The 17078-nt window shown below is 38.5% G+C and carries 11 protein-coding genes and 4 tRNA genes; 4 read left to right on the top strand and 11 right to left on the bottom strand.

Features of this window, described 5'->3' with window-relative positions:
* Positions 1-17: 17 nt before the first annotated feature.
* From WG989_RS11355 to rpsU, 6 genes are all read right to left on the bottom strand, one after another.
* A tRNA-Gly gene (locus WG989_RS11355) sits at positions 18-90 on the bottom strand.
* A gap of 28 nt (positions 91-118) precedes the next feature.
* Positions 119-201, bottom strand: a tRNA-Tyr gene (locus WG989_RS11350).
* 61 nt (positions 202-262) lie between these two features.
* Positions 263-335 (bottom strand) — tRNA-Thr (locus WG989_RS11345).
* A gap of 280 nt (positions 336-615) precedes the next feature.
* Positions 616-918, bottom strand: coding sequence for an HPF/RaiA family ribosome-associated protein (locus tag WG989_RS11340; protein WP_340429502.1), 303 nt, complete (start codon positions 916-918; stop codon positions 616-618).
* Positions 919-1129: 211 nt separating this feature from the next.
* Positions 1130-2035 (bottom strand): tyrosine-type recombinase/integrase, encoded by a 906-nt coding sequence (locus tag WG989_RS11335; RefSeq protein ID WP_340429501.1) that lies wholly within the window; start codon positions 2033-2035, stop codon positions 1130-1132.
* 63 nt (positions 2036-2098) lie between these two features.
* On the bottom strand, positions 2099-2296 hold the full coding sequence (gene rpsU, locus WG989_RS11330) for a 30S ribosomal protein S21 (protein ID WP_340429500.1): 198 nt from the start codon (positions 2294-2296) through the stop codon (positions 2099-2101).
* 228 nt (positions 2297-2524) lie between these two features.
* On the opposite strand from rpsU, the gene WG989_RS11325 reads away from it, so the two are divergent.
* Complete coding sequence (locus WG989_RS11325) at positions 2525-3118, top strand: riboflavin synthase (RefSeq protein WP_340429499.1); 594 nt, start codon at positions 2525-2527, stop codon at positions 3116-3118.
* Positions 3119-3229: 111 nt separating this feature from the next.
* Here the strand turns inward: WG989_RS11325 and WG989_RS11320 are convergent, their stop codons facing one another.
* The 3 genes from WG989_RS11320 to WG989_RS11310 all read right to left on the bottom strand — a co-directional run bounded on the left by WG989_RS11320 (position 3230) and on the right by WG989_RS11310 (position 11053).
* Positions 3230-4711, bottom strand: a complete 1482-nt coding sequence (locus WG989_RS11320; RefSeq protein WP_340429497.1) for a sulfatase-like hydrolase/transferase — start codon at positions 4709-4711, stop codon at positions 3230-3232.
* A gap of 162 nt (positions 4712-4873) precedes the next feature.
* Positions 4874-9928 carry a putative type IX secretion system sortase PorU2 gene (gene porU2, locus WG989_RS11315; protein WP_340429496.1) on the bottom strand — a complete coding sequence of 1685 codons (5055 nt, stop codon included), beginning with the start codon at positions 9926-9928 and terminating at the stop codon, positions 4874-4876.
* A gap of 3 nt (positions 9929-9931) precedes the next feature.
* Positions 9932-11053 carry a putative type IX sorting system protein PorV2 gene (locus WG989_RS11310; RefSeq protein ID WP_340429494.1) on the bottom strand — a complete coding sequence of 374 codons (1122 nt, stop codon included), beginning with the start codon at positions 11051-11053 and terminating at the stop codon, positions 9932-9934.
* A gap of 220 nt (positions 11054-11273) precedes the next feature.
* Here WG989_RS11310 and tyrS point away from each other — a divergent pair, with 220 nt between their 5' ends.
* Complete coding sequence (gene tyrS, locus WG989_RS11305; protein ID WP_340429493.1) at positions 11274-12551, top strand: tyrosine--tRNA ligase; 1278 nt, start codon at positions 11274-11276, stop codon at positions 12549-12551.
* Here the strand turns inward: tyrS and WG989_RS11300 are convergent.
* Together WG989_RS11300 and WG989_RS11295 are read right to left on the bottom strand one after the other, a co-directional pair.
* Positions 12548-13213, bottom strand: coding sequence for an SGNH/GDSL hydrolase family protein (locus WG989_RS11300; protein WP_340429492.1), 666 nt, complete (start codon positions 13211-13213; stop codon positions 12548-12550). The two genes, tyrS and WG989_RS11300, sit on opposite strands and share 4 nt — an antisense overlap.
* Before the next feature lie 38 nt (positions 13214-13251).
* Positions 13252-14148: a cyanophycinase gene (locus tag WG989_RS11295; RefSeq protein ID WP_340429490.1), complete on the bottom strand. Its 897-nt coding sequence runs from the start codon at positions 14146-14148 to the stop codon at positions 13252-13254.
* Between the two features lie 122 nt (positions 14149-14270).
* Between WG989_RS11295 and cphA the strand changes: the two genes are divergently transcribed.
* Complete coding sequence (gene cphA / locus WG989_RS11290; protein ID WP_340429489.1) at positions 14271-16901, top strand: cyanophycin synthetase; 2631 nt, start codon at positions 14271-14273, stop codon at positions 16899-16901.
* A 57-nt stretch (positions 16902-16958) separates the two neighbouring features.
* Positions 16959-17029: transfer RNA gene (locus tag WG989_RS11285), tRNA-Gln, on the top strand.
* The last annotated feature ends 49 nt before the right edge of the window (positions 17030-17078 follow it).

Genomic DNA, 17078 nt, shown 5'->3' with positions numbered 1-17078 from the left:
CTTAAAAGAACTTTTTGAGCGGGAGACCAGGCTCGAACTGGCCACCTATAGCTTGGAAGGCTATCGCTCTACCAAATGAGCTACTCCCGCTAAAGTTTTAAACCTATGTAAAGAACTGTGGGCAGAGCAGGGTTCGAACCTGCGTACTCGTGAGAGAACAGATTTACAGTCTGTCGCCTTTAACCGCTCGGCCATCTGCCCAAATATTAACTTAAAACTTCACTTACAGTAATTGTTCAACTTTGTTTTCCTGACTTATCGGAGCCACTTGTCGGACTCGAACCAACGACCTGCTGATTACAAATCAGCTGCTCTACCAACTGAGCTAAAGTGGCTTATTTAAACAATTACTTTCTGCTAAGCGGCACCAAACAGTTAAAACCGTTGGAACTGCAGGGCAGGATTGCAAAAAACAACCACCGCATTATTTAGCTAAAAGTCAATACTGTAAAGAACTTTATCAAGTACACAACTGTGCACCCCCTTTTTTGGGAAGGCAAAGGTAACGGAAAACACGAAATCGAAAAATTTTTACAAAAGTTTTTCTAAAGAAAATGAAGATGATGCAGGTATAAAAAAAAATCCCTCCATTTTGGGGAGGGATTTTGAATGTGTTTACAAATCGTATTGCTTCTCTTTTTTTCGTTTTAATTGTGTGATCAATGAGTCTAATGCTTCATCAAACGACTGTTCAAATGATTTGGATGATTGTTTTACGAATAAGTGTTGCCTTGGTACGTGCACTTTAATCTCAGCTACTTTGTCTTTAATGTTGTGAACTACATTGTCCAGCTTTAAAAACACATCAACTTTCGTGATCCGGTCGTGAAAGTTGTAAAGTTTCTGCACTCTCTGTTTAACGTACTCAATAAGTTTCGCATCTGCGTCAAAACGTACGGTTTGGATCTTAACGGTCATAGCATTCCAAATTTTAGCTAGTGAATAATAAATGTAAAAGAACTGGTTTTTCTGATTTTGGGTACAGGCTATTCCAGTGCTAACAAGTTACGCTGTGCAGTCGGTTTTTCAAAATATTTTTTGCTTAAATAAGGGCAATTTTTAACAGCCTTGCAATTGCAAAATGACCGATTAAATCTATTTCGTAAGAGAATGTGTTTGAAGAGGACAATCAGGCTTTTGGGTGAGCTTTTTTATGTATATCCTTCAGCTTTTCGATTGTGTTATGGGTATAGATCTGTGTAGCAGCGAGGCTGCTGTGCCCTAATAATTCTTTTACTGCATTCAATTCAGCACCATTATTCATAAGATGCGTCGCAAATGTATGGCGAAGCACGTGCGGACTTTTTTTCTCAATGGTTGTAATAAGCGACAGGTACTTTTTAACAACCACCTGCACGTATTTCGGATATAGCTTCTTCCCACTTTCATTTACCAGCAAATGATCGGTTAAAACTTGTCCATTAAACTTATCCGTCTTTTGTTTCAGATAGGTTTTCAGACTGGCTTTCATTTCGTCGGAAAGGGGAACAATGCGTTCTTTATTTCCCTTGCCCAAAATCTTCAAACTTCCTTTCACTATGTCAGCTTGTGTTTCCTTTAATGCAATCAGTTCACTTAAACGCATACCTGAGCAATACAGTAATTCAAGGATCATTTTATTCATGAGACCCTCCCAGGTATCAGGAAACTCTACGTGTTGAAATAACACTTCGGTATCTTTTTGTTCCACATATACAGGTAAGCGTTTACTCTGTTTGGGAGTAACAATGGTTGTCATTGGCGATACAGTGATCACTTGCTGCCGTAATTGGTATTTGAAAAATGAACGGAGTGTAGAAATACGCCGGTTGAGGGTTTTGGAAGAAGCGCCTTCTTCTTTCTGCTTTGCGAGCCAACTACGGATAAAGGTTGATTTAATATCCGGCACGGCTATTTCACCAAATGTGATAACGAGATAATCGAAAAAGAATGTAAGATCGTCCTGGTAAGAACGGATGGTGTGCTGTGAATACCTTTTTTCAAATTTGAGATATTCAATAAACGACTGTGTGTGTGGCTGATTGTTCACCTGCATAAATACGAATAGCCGTAAAGTTACAAAACCTTACGGCTATCGGCTATATCGTACATGAACTGCTTACAGTTCGATTTTACCGCTGGCGATCTGTTGCTTGTAGATTGCTTTTAACACTTCACCTCTGCGACGTACAGATGGTTTAATGAACGCCTGACGCTCACGCAACTGAAGTAACACTTTGCTCTTTTCGAACTTCTTCTTGTACTTTTTCAGTGCCTTGTCGATGTTTTCGCAATCTTTTGAATCAATAATCAGCATAATATAATACCTCCTTTAAGGTTTTTAGAGGCGCAAAGATAGGAGGATTGGTTGAATAACAAAACAATAATTCTCCTTTTTTTGAGGTGTTATTTGGAGGAATCTTGCTCGATAGTAGCAGAAAAGATGAACGGAGCGTCGACACCATCGCCCCATTACGGCAACTGCCCTTGGCTTCCACTCCTTAAAATCAGTAAAACTTGCCAGAAAAGCTGCTATTTTGCAAATATGTTTACGGGAATTATTGAAGCGATCGGTTTGGTGACCGATATACAACAGCAGGGAACGAATAAAACGTTTTGGATCAGCTCGCCTGTTTCGCATGAACTGAAGATTGACCAGAGTGTGGCGCACAATGGCGTTTGTCTTACCGTGGAAGAACTAAAAGACGGGCAGCACCGTGTTACAGCCATTTTGGAAACACTTGAAAAAACCAGTTTGAACAGTTGGCAGCTTAACGGCATTGTAAATATTGAGCGATGTCTGGAATTACACGCCCGGTTGGATGGGCATATGGTGCAAGGCCATGTTGATACGACCGGCATTTGCACATTGGTGGAGGAGCAAAACGGCAGTTGGCTTTATTCGTTCTGTTTCCCTGAAAGTTTTGCGCCACTGCTTGTTGAAAAGGGTTCGATTGCATTAAATGGTATCAGTCTTACTGTTTTCAATGTGAGTAACAGCAGTTTTTCAGTTGCAATTATTCCGTTCACCTACGAACATACCAATATGAAAGAAGTACAGACCGGGACAGTGGTAAACCTGGAGTTTGATATTATTGGAAAATATGTGCTGCGAAACCGGCAGTTGCAGCCTGTATAAAAGTAAAGATTAATTCGACCTTTTACTTCTTTCTCGATTTACTTGTTGAAGATATTCAAGGCTAAAAATTTATCACGCTTAAATTCAATATGGCAAAACCAACAATGTACACTAATATGCAACTATAGAATCTTGCTTTAACGGTATCCTAGTATTAGTGATTGTTGAAAAAAGTATTCTGAACTGATTCACATTGCTCATACTATCATACCATTTACCAGAATAACCTTTTGGCAAGTAAATACAATTCAATGAATTAAACGAAGAATATTTCTTTTGACCTTTAGCTAAATCACGAGATCCGTGGTCGCTCATTAATAAAATTATCGCTTCACTATTTGTATTTTTCTTTAGCTTTTTGATAAAAGAGGATACAACTTGATTAGTATGTTTTAGATACTGCAAATATGCCTCGTTTTTGTCAGCCTGTGTTACTTCCAATTTTTTTAAAAAATCTACATTAACGGCACCTACACTATCAATAGCATATGGCGCATGCGGCATCATCAAATGAATGTAATTAAAATGAGGTAACGGGTCTCTATTTTTTGACTGCTCAATAACGGAATCTAAAATTTCATAATTATACTTAATTCTCTCATAAACTAAATCTGAGAATACTTTTTTTGAGCCAAAATATCTTGTAAAAAAGAGTGGCGCTAAATCTATAATATCATCGAAGATTGTTGCATTCAAGATTATCCCAATATCGACAGGAATGAAACGATTTGCATAAAATGGTTTGGCATTTTCAATCGCAAAGGGTGAGAAGTTTTGAATTTTATAGCCTAACTCTGAAAAAGTTTTAATAGTTTTATTCTTATAAATTGCTTGCATAGAAATGCGATACCGGTCACCACTATAAATGGAGTATTGATTTGAGAAATCCATAAAGCTACCATTTAGAAGCGAAGCAATTGAAGGTACTGTGTAAGAATAATTACTTTTTGCATTTTTTATCACTTTGAATTCCTGTTCTTCTAGTTGCTTCAAAAAGACATTGTTTGAGAACCCGTATTTTACAAGCGTTTCAGAGCCGGCGTATTCATCCAATAATATTAAATAAACAGAAGGGAGCCGTTCACTATTACTAACTGAGTATGTTTCATCTAAAAATGACTGTTGGACAAACTTCCCCTTTTCAGAAAATTTCATACTCAAACTTATTAGCTCAATAACTAATAAAACACTGAATAGTAAATTTAGAAATAAAACGGTCCGTTCTCCTTTGACAGGTTTTTTTTTGAAATAGAAAAAAGAAATTATTAAAAAAACCACTACTAGCCCCTTTACAAACAACCCTGAATAGTTCCCTATTAGGAGTAAAACAGTTTTCTCAATCACACCAAAGAATAAGAAAAAAGAAAACGATAATGTAGTAAATAACGAGGCGCTTTGTTTATTTCCGAAGAAAAAAACAACAACTCGAAAATAAATTATGGCAACTATGGAGATAACTAACCATAAAATTAAAACAGAAGTTGTTGGAATCATTATTACATAATCACTCCAAGCATGTGCTAAAAAAAACAGGATGAGTAAAATGAAGCAATAATTACTATAATAAAAACGCATCAGTAATGTCCTAACCATAAATCATATTTATCAAAAAAAGTAATCTTAAATTTAAATTGAAGAAAGTCAAAACCTCTGATATCATTAATCCGAATTACCAAAAACATTGCTCAAAAAAAAACAATTTACCAAGGAATTAATTCTTTGGCAAATTGTCCGACTATTCTTTTTAAAGTTGGATTACCTCATCAAATACATCTTTCCATATCCCTTATTAAAATACTGATCTGTATTCTCCCCTTCAGACTTATACCTATCTAGTGACTTACCGTTGAGGTTTGTTATAACACGATAAAGGTAAATCCCATTACCAAGTTTGTTCCCAAACTGATCTGTACCATCCCATTTGAAGTCTGTTATATTTCTACCTATTCGTAATGAACCCAATTCCGCTTTTGTTATTTCCCTTACCACCTTACCAGTAATTGTCAATATCTGAATTCGTAAATTCTGAGGTATTTCGGAACCTGTAATTGTGAACACGAAAGCAGTAGAAGAAGTAAAAGGATTTGGATAATTTAACAGGTTTGAGATCATAGGCTTGTTAATAACCTGAAATGCAACCTTGTAATCAAGTTCGCCGGCTTTGTTACCACTTACGTCATTTCCCGTTACAATCAACTCATACTCTCCATCTTGGGTAAAATAAGGATAAAGGTCGATCGTAGCTGCATTGTTCCCGTTAGTTAGATTTGCTGGTGTAAATCTAACGGAATCTGAATTAGGCTTATATTCTCGAATTGTATTATCAGGGAATCGAATTTTTATCTTCATGCCTGATGTATCATTTAGAGCAAGAAAACGACTATCATCTTTCAATTGAACCAATATATGTGGCTTGGATGAAACAATATCCCTGTTAAGTATGTGTGAACCATCAAACGTTACATCCAACCATGGCTTATAATTGTCTTGCTTTACAAAGAAATCCTTATATATAAAATTATTAAATAGTACTTGCTCCGGCTGATCCTCATCGGGATTAACCATGAGATAAAGCGTATTTAAGCCTTCAAAATCTTTTGTATCAAATATGTAGGAAACTACGATTGAATCCCCTGCTGCAAGAGGCTTCTTTTTAGGCAAGGGAATATTATGCGGCACATTATTTCGATCAGTGACAATCAACTTCAGCTTCAAGCTGTCAAAAGCTGTTTCACTTACATTACGGAATGCAATTGAAAAATCAAGCGGCTCGCCTAAATCAAGCGAATCTTTAAATCGAAATGCCACATTAGGCGCTATAGCACCCTCAGGAACATAATCGGCGTAAAGCCGCCACATACTTAATTGATGAGGGGTTACATTAATCTTATCAAAATTATTTAACCGCAACTTTAAATAAGGGAACGAAAGCGGACTGATGAAATCCAATGTCGTATCCCGAATATTCCTGAGTGTTGATAGTAAAAATTCACTACCTGAATTTGTTCTACCTATTATATCAATTGTAGTGCTATCTGGGGTCTGAGGTTCAATATTACTTCCCTCCCATTTTAGTTCCTTCCATGATTTTACAGGACCAAACCAAGGCGATTCAATTTTACCGGAGGTATAACTACTTGGTAGTTCAAGAACATGTGTCAGCAAATCACGAGGATTGCCTACTATTTGAATTGGCGTAAAGGAAGGGTCGTTCTTCTTGTAAACAAAAATCATTGGCCGATCGCTTCTGAAAGAATCAATCATTGTAAACCCTTGGTTATATAATTTATGGTACAGCGAATTCCCAGGGCCAAGAGTGGCTTCTTCTTCTTTCAAAGCACTGGGTCCAACGATAGAATAAGCTGCTGTACCGTAATTTATAACTATAACATAAGAATTGGCGGGAATTGAATCCATAAAACTCATCGCCCATGATCTATAAGCAGAAAAATAGTAAGAGTATTCAAAATAAATTTCTTTAGTTGAACGTAAACAATTTATAGGATGACTAAAAAACCGTGCCGCCCATGGAAGCTCCATCCAATTCTCCATTGGCTTCAGCGTCTTCTCATTCAAAACATAAAATTTAAAAGCACCAAGATTACAACCTTGCCGTGAGATAATATTATAATCCAACGACAAATCATTACTTGTAATAGGATGATAGGGCGATATAGCGGTTTGAATTTGAAGTTTCGAAATTACAGAATCAAACATATACCTTCTCTTAACAGAATCTAGTAGAATTGTTTCTGAGTTGTTCTGCTGAAGTTGGAAAAAATGTGATTGATTAAATCCAGTTTGATTTGAGCCGGGGATATATACAAAACTGAAATTATTCCAAAGAATATTCGAATTTTGCTCTGGTCTCATTCCTACACGCCAATAATAAACAACACTATCTGCAAAATTTATTCCACTTGGCTTAAACGATATTGAACCGCCTACTGAAGATAACGAATCACTTTTTCTTAGAGCCGAATTAAACTTTTGTGTAGTATCTATTTCAAAATAATATTTCCTTAACGTTCCCAAAGGATTTGCTGTGGACGCATAATAAGTAATGTTTTGCTTATTGACAATAGAATAGTTGTATGGATAAACAGGTCGAATCTCATCTTCAAAAATGAAAAAGTCTTTAATAACCGAATTATTGGTCTCACAATTTTCGTTCACCAAATTATCCGGATCTATTTCAACTTTCAATTTATTACTCCCCTTGTCTTTAAATGGGTCAATTCTCAACTTCAATTGAACTGAATCTGAATAAGGAACACGTTTAATTTTCTGATCAAACGCAATTATTGAGGAACCATTAGGATATATCCTTGTAATCCTTAATTGCACAGAATCTGTCGTTGCCTTTCCGATATTTACAATTTTGATATTTGCATCAAAAGTGCTGTCTGCAATAGAGATGAACTCCGGCGAAACTCTAACCATTGATTCTTCGATTGCATAATCAGGTTTCTCATAACTGAAGAATTTAATAGCTGGATCCCCATGGAGCGTTATTTGCTCAAGGTGATGACGTATGTAAAAATCATTAAACGAATAAATTTTTGATAATGAATCACTTACATTAGCCATAATACGTCCAATTGATTTTCCATATCCATCAGTCTTAGACAGCTGATTGTAAAACTCTTCCGTGTATACATGCAGGTAATTAGCTATTCCAAGATGTGTAGATGCAATAAATGCTACAGATCCTCTATCTGGGGTAAGAACCCATTTCTCAGTAATAATATAATTTCCTGTAAGCCTATTAACATCGGACAAAAACATATTTCCTGCTTGGCACCCGTTCACCATGATAATTGGGTATTTTCCAATAGATGGGTAGTTGGTAGGGTCGTCAAGGTTATACTCTAATGTTGTTGGAGAAGAATGACCATAATATGTAAGTAGAGAGAACCCCTCTTGGAAGAGCCTTGAAATATTTGAATTTGCAATTGTTTGAATATTTGCTACTCCAGTTTTTTGTAAAGAATAAACACTTGCACCAAAGGAGGTATCCTTTAACATGTTGCCATACTGGTTTAAATAAAATCGAATTTGCTCACCCAAATAATCATTGGCTCCAGCTACATGAATTACATTCTTTTTCCAAATTTCATCTTGAATATTACAAGAATTGATATTGTAAAACTGTTCATACTGCTTTACTTTATTCAAATACGCTCTTACTTCGTTTCCATTAACAACTGTTAATCGTCCGATGGGAATTCGAGGTACAATACTACCTTCATTAGATGAAAGTAACATATCGGATGCAGGATGACCAAAGCTTGGGACTAGATTTAATTGGTCAATCACGGGATTTGATTCCGCAGTCCTGTAATTTGTATAAACGACCCCTTTCCCAATAATTAAACAATACGAAGGTTTAACTGCAAATCCGGCATAAGCGAAACGCAGGAAATTTTTTAGCGCATACCCATTATTTTTTATTCCATAGCCAAACTGATCAAGAATGTCCTGTACCTCATAAATTTTAACGTTGTACCCACCTCCTGTAATACTGCTACGATATAACCGATATTGCTCAACCTGATTTACTCCATTTGCGTCGGAATAGAGTTTTGGGTTTGAAATAATTATGTAATTTGACTGATTTACAGGTAATGAAAAATTAGTGAAGTTTCTGGCTACGAAATCCGCAGCTGAACGAATATTACTGGCATTTTGACTAACTAAAACGAGCTTTCTATCAGTGCCGGAGGCAGGGAGTACTACCCTGATTTGTGTAGGAGAAACAATACTAGCGGTAATTCGCAAACCATTTGTAAGATCGTATAGAACTGGGGGCACACCTCCAAAATTAAAATTATCGATTACCAAATTATTACCACCAGCATTACCTGAAAGTTCAAATTCAAAATTAGTTTGACCTCCAAAATTAAACTGCCGTGGATAGCTGAGTTCATACATTCCAACTACCATTCGATCAACCACACTGTCGGATGTATTTGTAAACACTACATTAGCAGTATTGCCTGAAATCAAAGACAGCGGTATATTATTTGCAGATTCATCAACGAGGGAGTTGAAATAATTCATCTGTTTTTCAACTACTATTGTGCCGTTTACAGAAACTCTAACGGAACGTGGATTCAATGCACGACCCACAGCCGAAAACTTCAGCTTCGCATTGGGGCCACTGGCTGCTACAAATAAATTATTTTGTGCCGAAATTAATGGGTTGGCCGGTCTAAATTCGGCGCTTGTAAAGCCCTCACCCTTGTCAAAAGAAGATGAATTTACATAGCTTTCCAAAACCGCCGCAAAACCAAGATTCAAGTTATTACGGTAATACAATGCAGCCTTATGAATAAAATAAGGTTCCGCAGGCAATGGCGACGAAAGATCATTTGTAGTTTCTACAAACCGTTTATTTTCTGAAGCAACTGTATTAACAGTTAAAAAATAGGCTGACGTATCAGTATAAACGCTCCAGTTATCATTTATCTGGTAAGAAGGATCTAGGTACATTCGCTTTTCCCATTTACCGTCATTTACCTGTCCCCAAAATTCAATAAATCCATTCGTTGGCAATGTGCCACTTGCTGCTGAAGTGTAAACGGGCACTTGTTGACCGTTGCGCCACAACTGAAAGTGTGATGCATCGGCATTTGCAATACCCATTGCATTTAATTGCGACTGGGAGATACGGTACACGCCGGTGGCACCAACCTTAAATTTAAAATAGGTTTTATTAAAATCGATCCACTCATTCATGTAAGTTTGAGCGGTAGCTGCTGTGATTCCACAGAACAATATGGTGACGGAAAGTAAAAATCGTTTCATTACTTACTTATTTTTCTTTTGGTTTTTAGGCTTCATAAGGTCGAGACGTAGCGATACTATATGAGTATATAACGGATTTGACTGGTTGGCCAGATTTGTAAAAGCATAATCTACATAAAAAGAATTACCGAGCTTGAAGCCGGCACCTGCACCAGGTTGATAGATCCACACTTTCTTTTGATTCAGCGTGTCGCCATCTGCCAGGGTTTTCTGGAAATTAAACACTCCTCCACGCAGGAAGAATACATCCTTGATATTTAACTCAACACCAATACGTGGATCAGCATTGATCACATCCGAACTGATCAATGTATTCCGCTGTCCATCAAATGTAAGATCAAGATTGGCTTCTGCTTTCAGCGACAATCCTTTGCGGAAACGAAAATCATAAGCACCGCCAATTACCAAACGTGGTGCAGTTAACTCAGTAGATTTAACCGGAATTTCATTATTTGTAAGAAATAAAACTTCTTTTTCTCGTTCAGTAAAACTGAACGACCATGCGTTAAACGTAGTTGTAATATCTCTTGCAGCAGCGCCAATTGACCAATTCTTTCCTTTCATTTGAAATCCCACATCCAACCCAAAACCCCAAGCCGTAGCAAAACTACCCACCTTACGATGGATCACTTTTGCATTTACACCCATACTCATGGATGTAGTTTCTGTTTCTTTAATTTTTTGTGCTACTGAAAGTATTACAGCATAATCCGCTGATGAGAAGGAACGCAGGTTGGCATAGTTCACACTGCCATCTGGCTCGATCAAATAAAGTGTGTTGGGAATATCATCAACTGCAAAGCGCAAAAAAGAAAGACCGATCGTACGTTTATTGTTTGCAACAGGAATTGCTAATGCCCCAAAATCGTATTTACCAATGCCTGCAAAATACTCTGCATGCATTAAAGACAATGAAGGATCATTTTTTACACCTGTTAAGCCGGCAGGATTCCAATAACCAGCCGTTGCATCACTTACAGACGCAACTTGTGCACCACCCATACCAAAAGCACGGGAGCCGGCACCAATATTTAAAAATTCGTTGGAATAAATACGGATCTGTGTGGATGCACGCAAACACATCAACAGGGTAACAGATAGGATCAGGGTTAATCGGGTTATCATCCGGTCAGTTTTCAGATAAACAATTAGTTTCTTATTAAGAGTCAGACCTTCTCTTGAAAGCTGCTCAGGCATTGACAAAAGTAAACATTAAAATACCGAAAGCAAAGCTCTGTTTAAGAAAGTACCAATGTCGACAAACGTTGATTTTCAATGTTTATTGCCCTTGTTTTCGAAAAATGACATTTACTGCCCTACTTTTGCGCAAAATCTCAGCAAAAAAATGAACCTGATTGATGAATTACGCTGGCGGGGAATGATCCAGGATATAATGCCCGGAACCGAGGAACAATTAAACAAAGAAATGACGACCGCATATATTGGCTTCGACCCAACGGCGGACAGTCTTCATATTGGCAGCCTTGTGCCCATTTTATTGCTTGTACACCTCCAAAAAGCGGGGCATAAACCGATTGCCTTGGTGGGTGGAGCAACAGGCATGATCGGAGACCCCAGCGGAAAAAGTCAGGAGCGGAATTTATTGAACGAAGAAACGCTGAACAAAAATGTGGCAGGGGTAAAAGCACAATTAGAGAAATTTCTTGACTTCGATGCTTCGAAAGCCAATGCCGCTGAAATGGCCAATAACTACGATTGGTTCAAAAGCATATCATTCATTGATTTTTTGCGTGATACCGGCAAACATATCACCATCAACTATATGATGGCAAAGGATAGTGTAAAGAAGCGGATTGAAAGTGAGGTTGGTTTAAGCTATACAGAATTTGCTTACCAACTGATGCAGGGCTATGATTTTTATTGGCTGTACGAGCACAAGAATTGCAAACTGCAAATGGGCGGTAGCGATCAGTGGGGAAACATCACCACAGGAACCGAACTGGTCCGCAGAAAAGCAAATGGTGAAGCGTTTGCCTTTACCTGTCCATTGATCAAAAAAGCAGATGGCACCAAGTTTGGCAAAACTGAACAGGGAAACATTTGGTTGGATGCAGATAAAACCACTCCTTATCAGTTTTACCAGTTCTGGTTAAATGCGAGTGATGCTGATGCTGAAGGATGGATCAAGATATTCACCTTTCTTACAAAAGAAGAAGTTGATGGCTTGATAGCTACACATACAGCCGATCGCGGCAAACGTATTCTGCAAAAAAGATTGGCAGAAGAAGTAACAAAATTTGTGCATGGTGAAGAAGCACTGAAAGAAGCTGTTGCAACTACAGAAAAACTATTCGCTAATCAAACAGCATCGGCAGAAAGTTTAAGTGTGGAAGATCTCGAAGCAATGGAAGGTGTAGTGAAATTTGATTTTGCTGCTGATAAGTTGCAGGAAGGCATCGATGTTGTTTCTTTCCTTGCAGAAACAACCATTTTCCCAAGCAAAGGCGAAGCACGCAAAACAGTGCAAGGTGGAGGTGTAAGCATCAACCGTAAAAAAATAGAAGCGATCGATATGAAGATCGACATATCGTTATTGCTTCACAGTAAATACTTACTTGTACAGAAAGGAAAGAAGAATTATTATTTGGTATCGGCTGTTTAAAGAGCCTGAATCGCTTTCCATATTTCATCGGCGACCAGTTGGTTGCCGATTGCGTTTAGATGAACACGATCGGTGGTTAAAATGCCACGGTCTTTATTTTCCTTGTTGTTCTTGTTATTATATTCGATAAATGCTTTCCGCAGATCCACCAATAGTAATCCATTTTTTTGTGCAAGTCCACGAATGATCTTGCTATATTCTGTCAGATCACCATCTTGTTGATTACTACCATCAGTCTTCTCTCCTATTACTGCAGGTGTACATAAAATGATCTTCGCATTTTTTGCTTTTATCTTATCAATCACAGCCTGGTAAAACTTTGCAAATTTATCAGCATCAGTTCCAGTACCGGAAGATGCTTTATGCCACACATCATTCACGCCAATATACAGCACCACTACATTTGGACTTTTCGATAACACATCGTCTTCCATTCGCAGGTACAGGTCGTAAATTTTATTACCACCAATGCCGGCACCAATAAAATCATAATTCATTTTCCCTTGTACACGTGCCATGCTGTCGATACGTTTTACATACCCACCAGGATTAACGCCTGCCTGTGTAATAGAATCACCAAAAAAAATGACTTTGATTTTATCCTGACGGGTGAATGCCATAAGCATGAGAGCGGAAAGAAGAACAAAACTTATTTTTTTCATTTTGATAGTTGATAGATGATTACATTAAACCAATTTACCTATTCGACATGAACTTGCTTTTTGATAAGTGCGCCATCTTTCGCCTCCATTAAGAACTTACGTTCTTTTACCATGTAGCCATTTCCTTTTTCACAGAAATGCACCCGCAGATTTTCGATACTGATCGGATTGCCATCAGGAATATCAGCAATATTGGAATGCATCATATCGTGTCCATCAATAATGATCACCAATCCGCTTCCAATTGCTTCCATCTTATTTCCTTCGGTGATAAGCATGCCTGTATCTTCTCCCAAACCAATACCAATGCAGGATGGGTTTGTGGCAACAGCCTGTGTTAAACGAACAAACCGTCCACGTTTTTCAAAATGACTATCAATAATAACGTTATCAATAAAACCCAGACCCGTCGTCATTTTCACTTCACCTTTCAAATATGCACGAACTGCATTTCCTTCGTAGATCATTGTCTTACTCATTGCCATAGCACCTGCAGATGTACCTGCGACTACAAAACCCGGCTCTTCCTGGTAACGTTTTTTCAGGATAGCCAAAAAATCAGTACCGCCATCAGTTACACTTAAGCGCAACTGATTACCGCCTGAAAACATAACTGCATTGCAAGCTTTAATACGTTCAAGAAATTCAGGATTGGCTGTATCCTGCCTGTTGCGAATATGTAACACGCCAATATTGGTACAACCAATTTTTCCAAACGCATTCATGTAATTATCGCCCACTTCGTATGGAATGGTGGAAGCAGTTGTAATTACTTCTATACGGGCATCAATACCGCCTGCTTCTTCTACTACCCGCCTGAGTATCCCCAGCTCAAAAAAATTAAGATTATTACGGTAAATTTCTCCCGCTTCAAGATTGGTTCCTTTATCTTCTGCACCGCCGATAGCGATCAGCTTTCCTTTTGGATACTGCAATGATTTAGATTTTTAGTTCCAAACAAAATTAAGGGGAAAATATTTCCTGTGCTGCCCTGCTTTTATGAACAGCATCGGATAAATTTTGATATATTCGGAATCCAACATCAACTACAACGTGTATGAAAATTCTTGAACTGAAAATACTTCGTGGTCCCAATTACTGGAGTGTGCGCCGCACAAAACTGATCCAGATGAAATTAGACCTCGAAGAACTGGAGCAACGCCCCACCAATACCATTCCCGGTTTTCGTGAACGGCTGGAGAAATTATTTCCCACCATGTACAGCCACCGTTGCAGTGTTGGCAAACCAGGTGGTTTTTTTGAACGGGTTGATGAAGGCACATGGATGGGCCATGTAATAGAGCATGTGGCATTAGAGCTGCAAACATTGGCAGGTATGGATACAGGATTTGGAAGAACACGTGGCGCCAATGAAAAGGAAGGTGTGTATTATGTTGTGTTTACTTATCTCGAAGAAGATGCAGGTGTGTATGCAGCCAAAGCAGCAGTGCGTATTGCAGATGCGTTGGTTGCAGGAGAAGAATATAATCTTGAAGATGACATACAAAAACTGAGAGAAATAAGGGAAGATACAAGGCTTGGCCCATCTACCGGTTGTATTGTTGATGAAGCAGCCAAACGAAACATTCCTTACATACGATTGAATAAACAAAGTTTGGTGCAGTTGGGTTATGGTGTTCATCAAAAACGAATCCGTGCAACCATCGCATCAACCACATCAAACATTGCAGTAGATATTGCATGTGATAAAGAAGAAACAAAACTATTGCTTGAAGCTGCTGAAATTCCTGTACCAAGAGGAACAGTGGTTCGTACTGAAGTGGGTTTAGATGAAGCGATTGAAAAATTCGGTTATCCTTTAGTGATCAAACCAATTGATGGTAATCATGGAAAAGGAAACACCACCAACATTACCAATAAAGAACAGGCATTAAAAGCATTTGAAGCAGCGAAAGTATATAGCCGTAGTGTTATTGTTGAACGTTTTATTACAGGTTTTGATTTTCGTATTCTCGTCATCAACCATAAATTTATTTGTGCAGCCCTGCGTACACCAGCCAGTGTAATTGGTGATGGCGAACATACCATTCAATTGCTGATCGATGAAACCAACAAAGATCCACGACGTGGTTACGGTCATGAAAAAGTGTTGACACAAATAACGGTTGATGGCAGCACCATGAAGATGCTGGAAGAAAAAGGCTACACATTAGAAACAGTTCCACCAAAAGGAGAATTGGTACTGTTAAAAACTACTGCTAATCTTTCAACCGGCGGTACATCAACTGATGTTACAGATGAAGTGCATCCTGCAAATGTGTTTATGTGCGAACGAATCAGCAAGATCATCGGTCTTGACATTTGTGGTATTGATATAATGGCAACAGACTTGCGCACTCCTGTAAACGAAAATGGCGGTGCAATACTTGAAGTAAATGCAGCACCGGGTTTCCGTATGCACATTGATCCGGCTGAAGGTTTGCCACGTAATGTTGCAGAGCCTGTAATTGACATGTTATTTCCGAAGGGAACTGAAGGACGCATTCCGATCATCGCTATTACCGGAACAAACGGGAAAACAACCACTACACGGTTAACGGCGCATATTGCAAAAAGCGCAGGTAAGAAAGTTGGTTACACTACCAGTGATGGTGTGTATATCCAAAACCATTTAATGATGAAGGGGGATTGTACTGGTCCAATCTCGTCAACTTTTGTGTTGAAAGATCCAACTGTTGATTTTGCTGTATTGGAATGTGCCAGAGGCGGTATACTCAAATCAGGTCTTGCATTTCAAAATTGCGATGTAGCCATTGTTACAAACGTGGCTGCGGATCATATTGGATTGGGCGGCATTTACACGGTTGAACAAATGGCAAAAGTAAAAGCAGTTGTGCCCGAAACTGTTTTTCCGCATGGATATGCGATTCTGAATGCAGAAGATGATCTGGTGTATAAAATGAAAGCCGATCTGAAATGTAATGTTGCATTATTCAGCATGGATGAAAACAATCCCCGAATTAAAGAACACTGTGCAAAAGGTGGTTTGGCCACTGTTTTTGAGAATGGTTACATCAGTATTATGAAAGGCACATGGAAGATCCGTGTAATGCTGGCAAAAGATATACCCTTAACGTATGAGGGGAAAGCAGTTCATAATATCGCCAACTGTTTACCTGCTGTACTTGCTACTTATCTCTACAGAGATATCAGTATTGATGATATTCGGCAGGGATTGCTAACGTTCATACCGGGAGAAAGTTTAACTCCGGGACGTTTGAATTTTTTCCACTTTAAAAATTATACGTTCCTTGCTGACTTTGCACATAACCCTCACGGTTTACAATTGCTGTGCGATTTTGTGAGCAAGCTTGATTACAAACACAAAGTGGGTGTGATCAGCGGTACTGGTGACAGAAGAGATGAAGACATCCGTGAGTTAGGCGAGATCAGTGCCCGCCATTTTGATGAGATCATTATCCGTTGCGATAAAAACCTGCGTGGCCGAACTGCCGATGAAATTATTGCACTGCTGAAAGAAGGGATCGAGAAAGTGAATTCAAATGTTCCAACAAAGGTGATTGCGAATGAGAATGAAGCGCTGGAATATATTTACGCAAATCCGGTTCAAGGTGCTTTGTACACGATCATGTGCGATGTGGTGGCCGGAGCATTGGATAAAATCAGGGAATTGAAAGATCGGGAAGACAATAGTTCACCAAATTGATAAAATTTTTGGTTGATCTTGTGTAGCGCCTTATTTTTGCAACCCCGAAAGGGAGATTGGCCTATAGTATAATGGTAGTACGACAGATTTTGGTTCTGTTTGTCTTGGTTCGAATCCAGGTAGGCCAACAAAAACCCTCCACAATGTGGAGGGTTTTTGATTTTACTCGCTTTTCAG

Source organism: Lacibacter sp. H407 (assembly GCF_037892605.1).
In the GTDB taxonomy this organism is placed as follows: domain Bacteria; phylum Bacteroidota; class Bacteroidia; order Chitinophagales; family Chitinophagaceae; genus Lacibacter.
Note: the sequence above shows the minus strand (reverse complement) of the source record. Positions and strands in the feature narration are given on the sequence as shown.

Excerpts from the sequence above, each read along its gene's own strand:
- WG989_RS11340 (WP_340429502.1), bottom strand. The coding sequence starts at position 918 with ATGACCGTTAAGATCCAAACCGTACGTTTTGACGCAGATGCGAAACTT.
- WG989_RS11335 (WP_340429501.1), bottom strand. The coding sequence starts at position 2,035 with ATGCAGGTGAACAATCAGCCACACACACAGTCGTTTATTGAATATCTC.
- rpsU (WP_340429500.1), bottom strand. The coding sequence starts at position 2,296 with ATGCTGATTATTGATTCAAAAGATTGCGAAAACATCGACAAGGCACTG.
- WG989_RS11325 (WP_340429499.1), top strand. The coding sequence starts at position 2,525 with ATGTTTACGGGAATTATTGAAGCGATCGGTTTGGTGACCGATATACAA.
- WG989_RS11320 (WP_340429497.1), bottom strand. The coding sequence starts at position 4,711 with ATGGTTAGGACATTACTGATGCGTTTTTATTATAGTAATTATTGCTTC.
- porU2 (WP_340429496.1), bottom strand. The coding sequence starts at position 9,928 with ATGAAACGATTTTTACTTTCCGTCACCATATTGTTCTGTGGAATCACA.
- WG989_RS11310 (WP_340429494.1), bottom strand. The coding sequence starts at position 11,053 with ATGATAACCCGATTAACCCTGATCCTATCTGTTACCCTGTTGATGTGT.
- tyrS (WP_340429493.1), top strand. The coding sequence starts at position 11,274 with ATGAACCTGATTGATGAATTACGCTGGCGGGGAATGATCCAGGATATA.
- WG989_RS11300 (WP_340429492.1), bottom strand. The coding sequence starts at position 13,213 with ATGAAAAAAATAAGTTTTGTTCTTCTTTCCGCTCTCATGCTTATGGCA.
- cphA (WP_340429489.1), top strand. The coding sequence starts at position 14,271 with ATGAAAATTCTTGAACTGAAAATACTTCGTGGTCCCAATTACTGGAGT.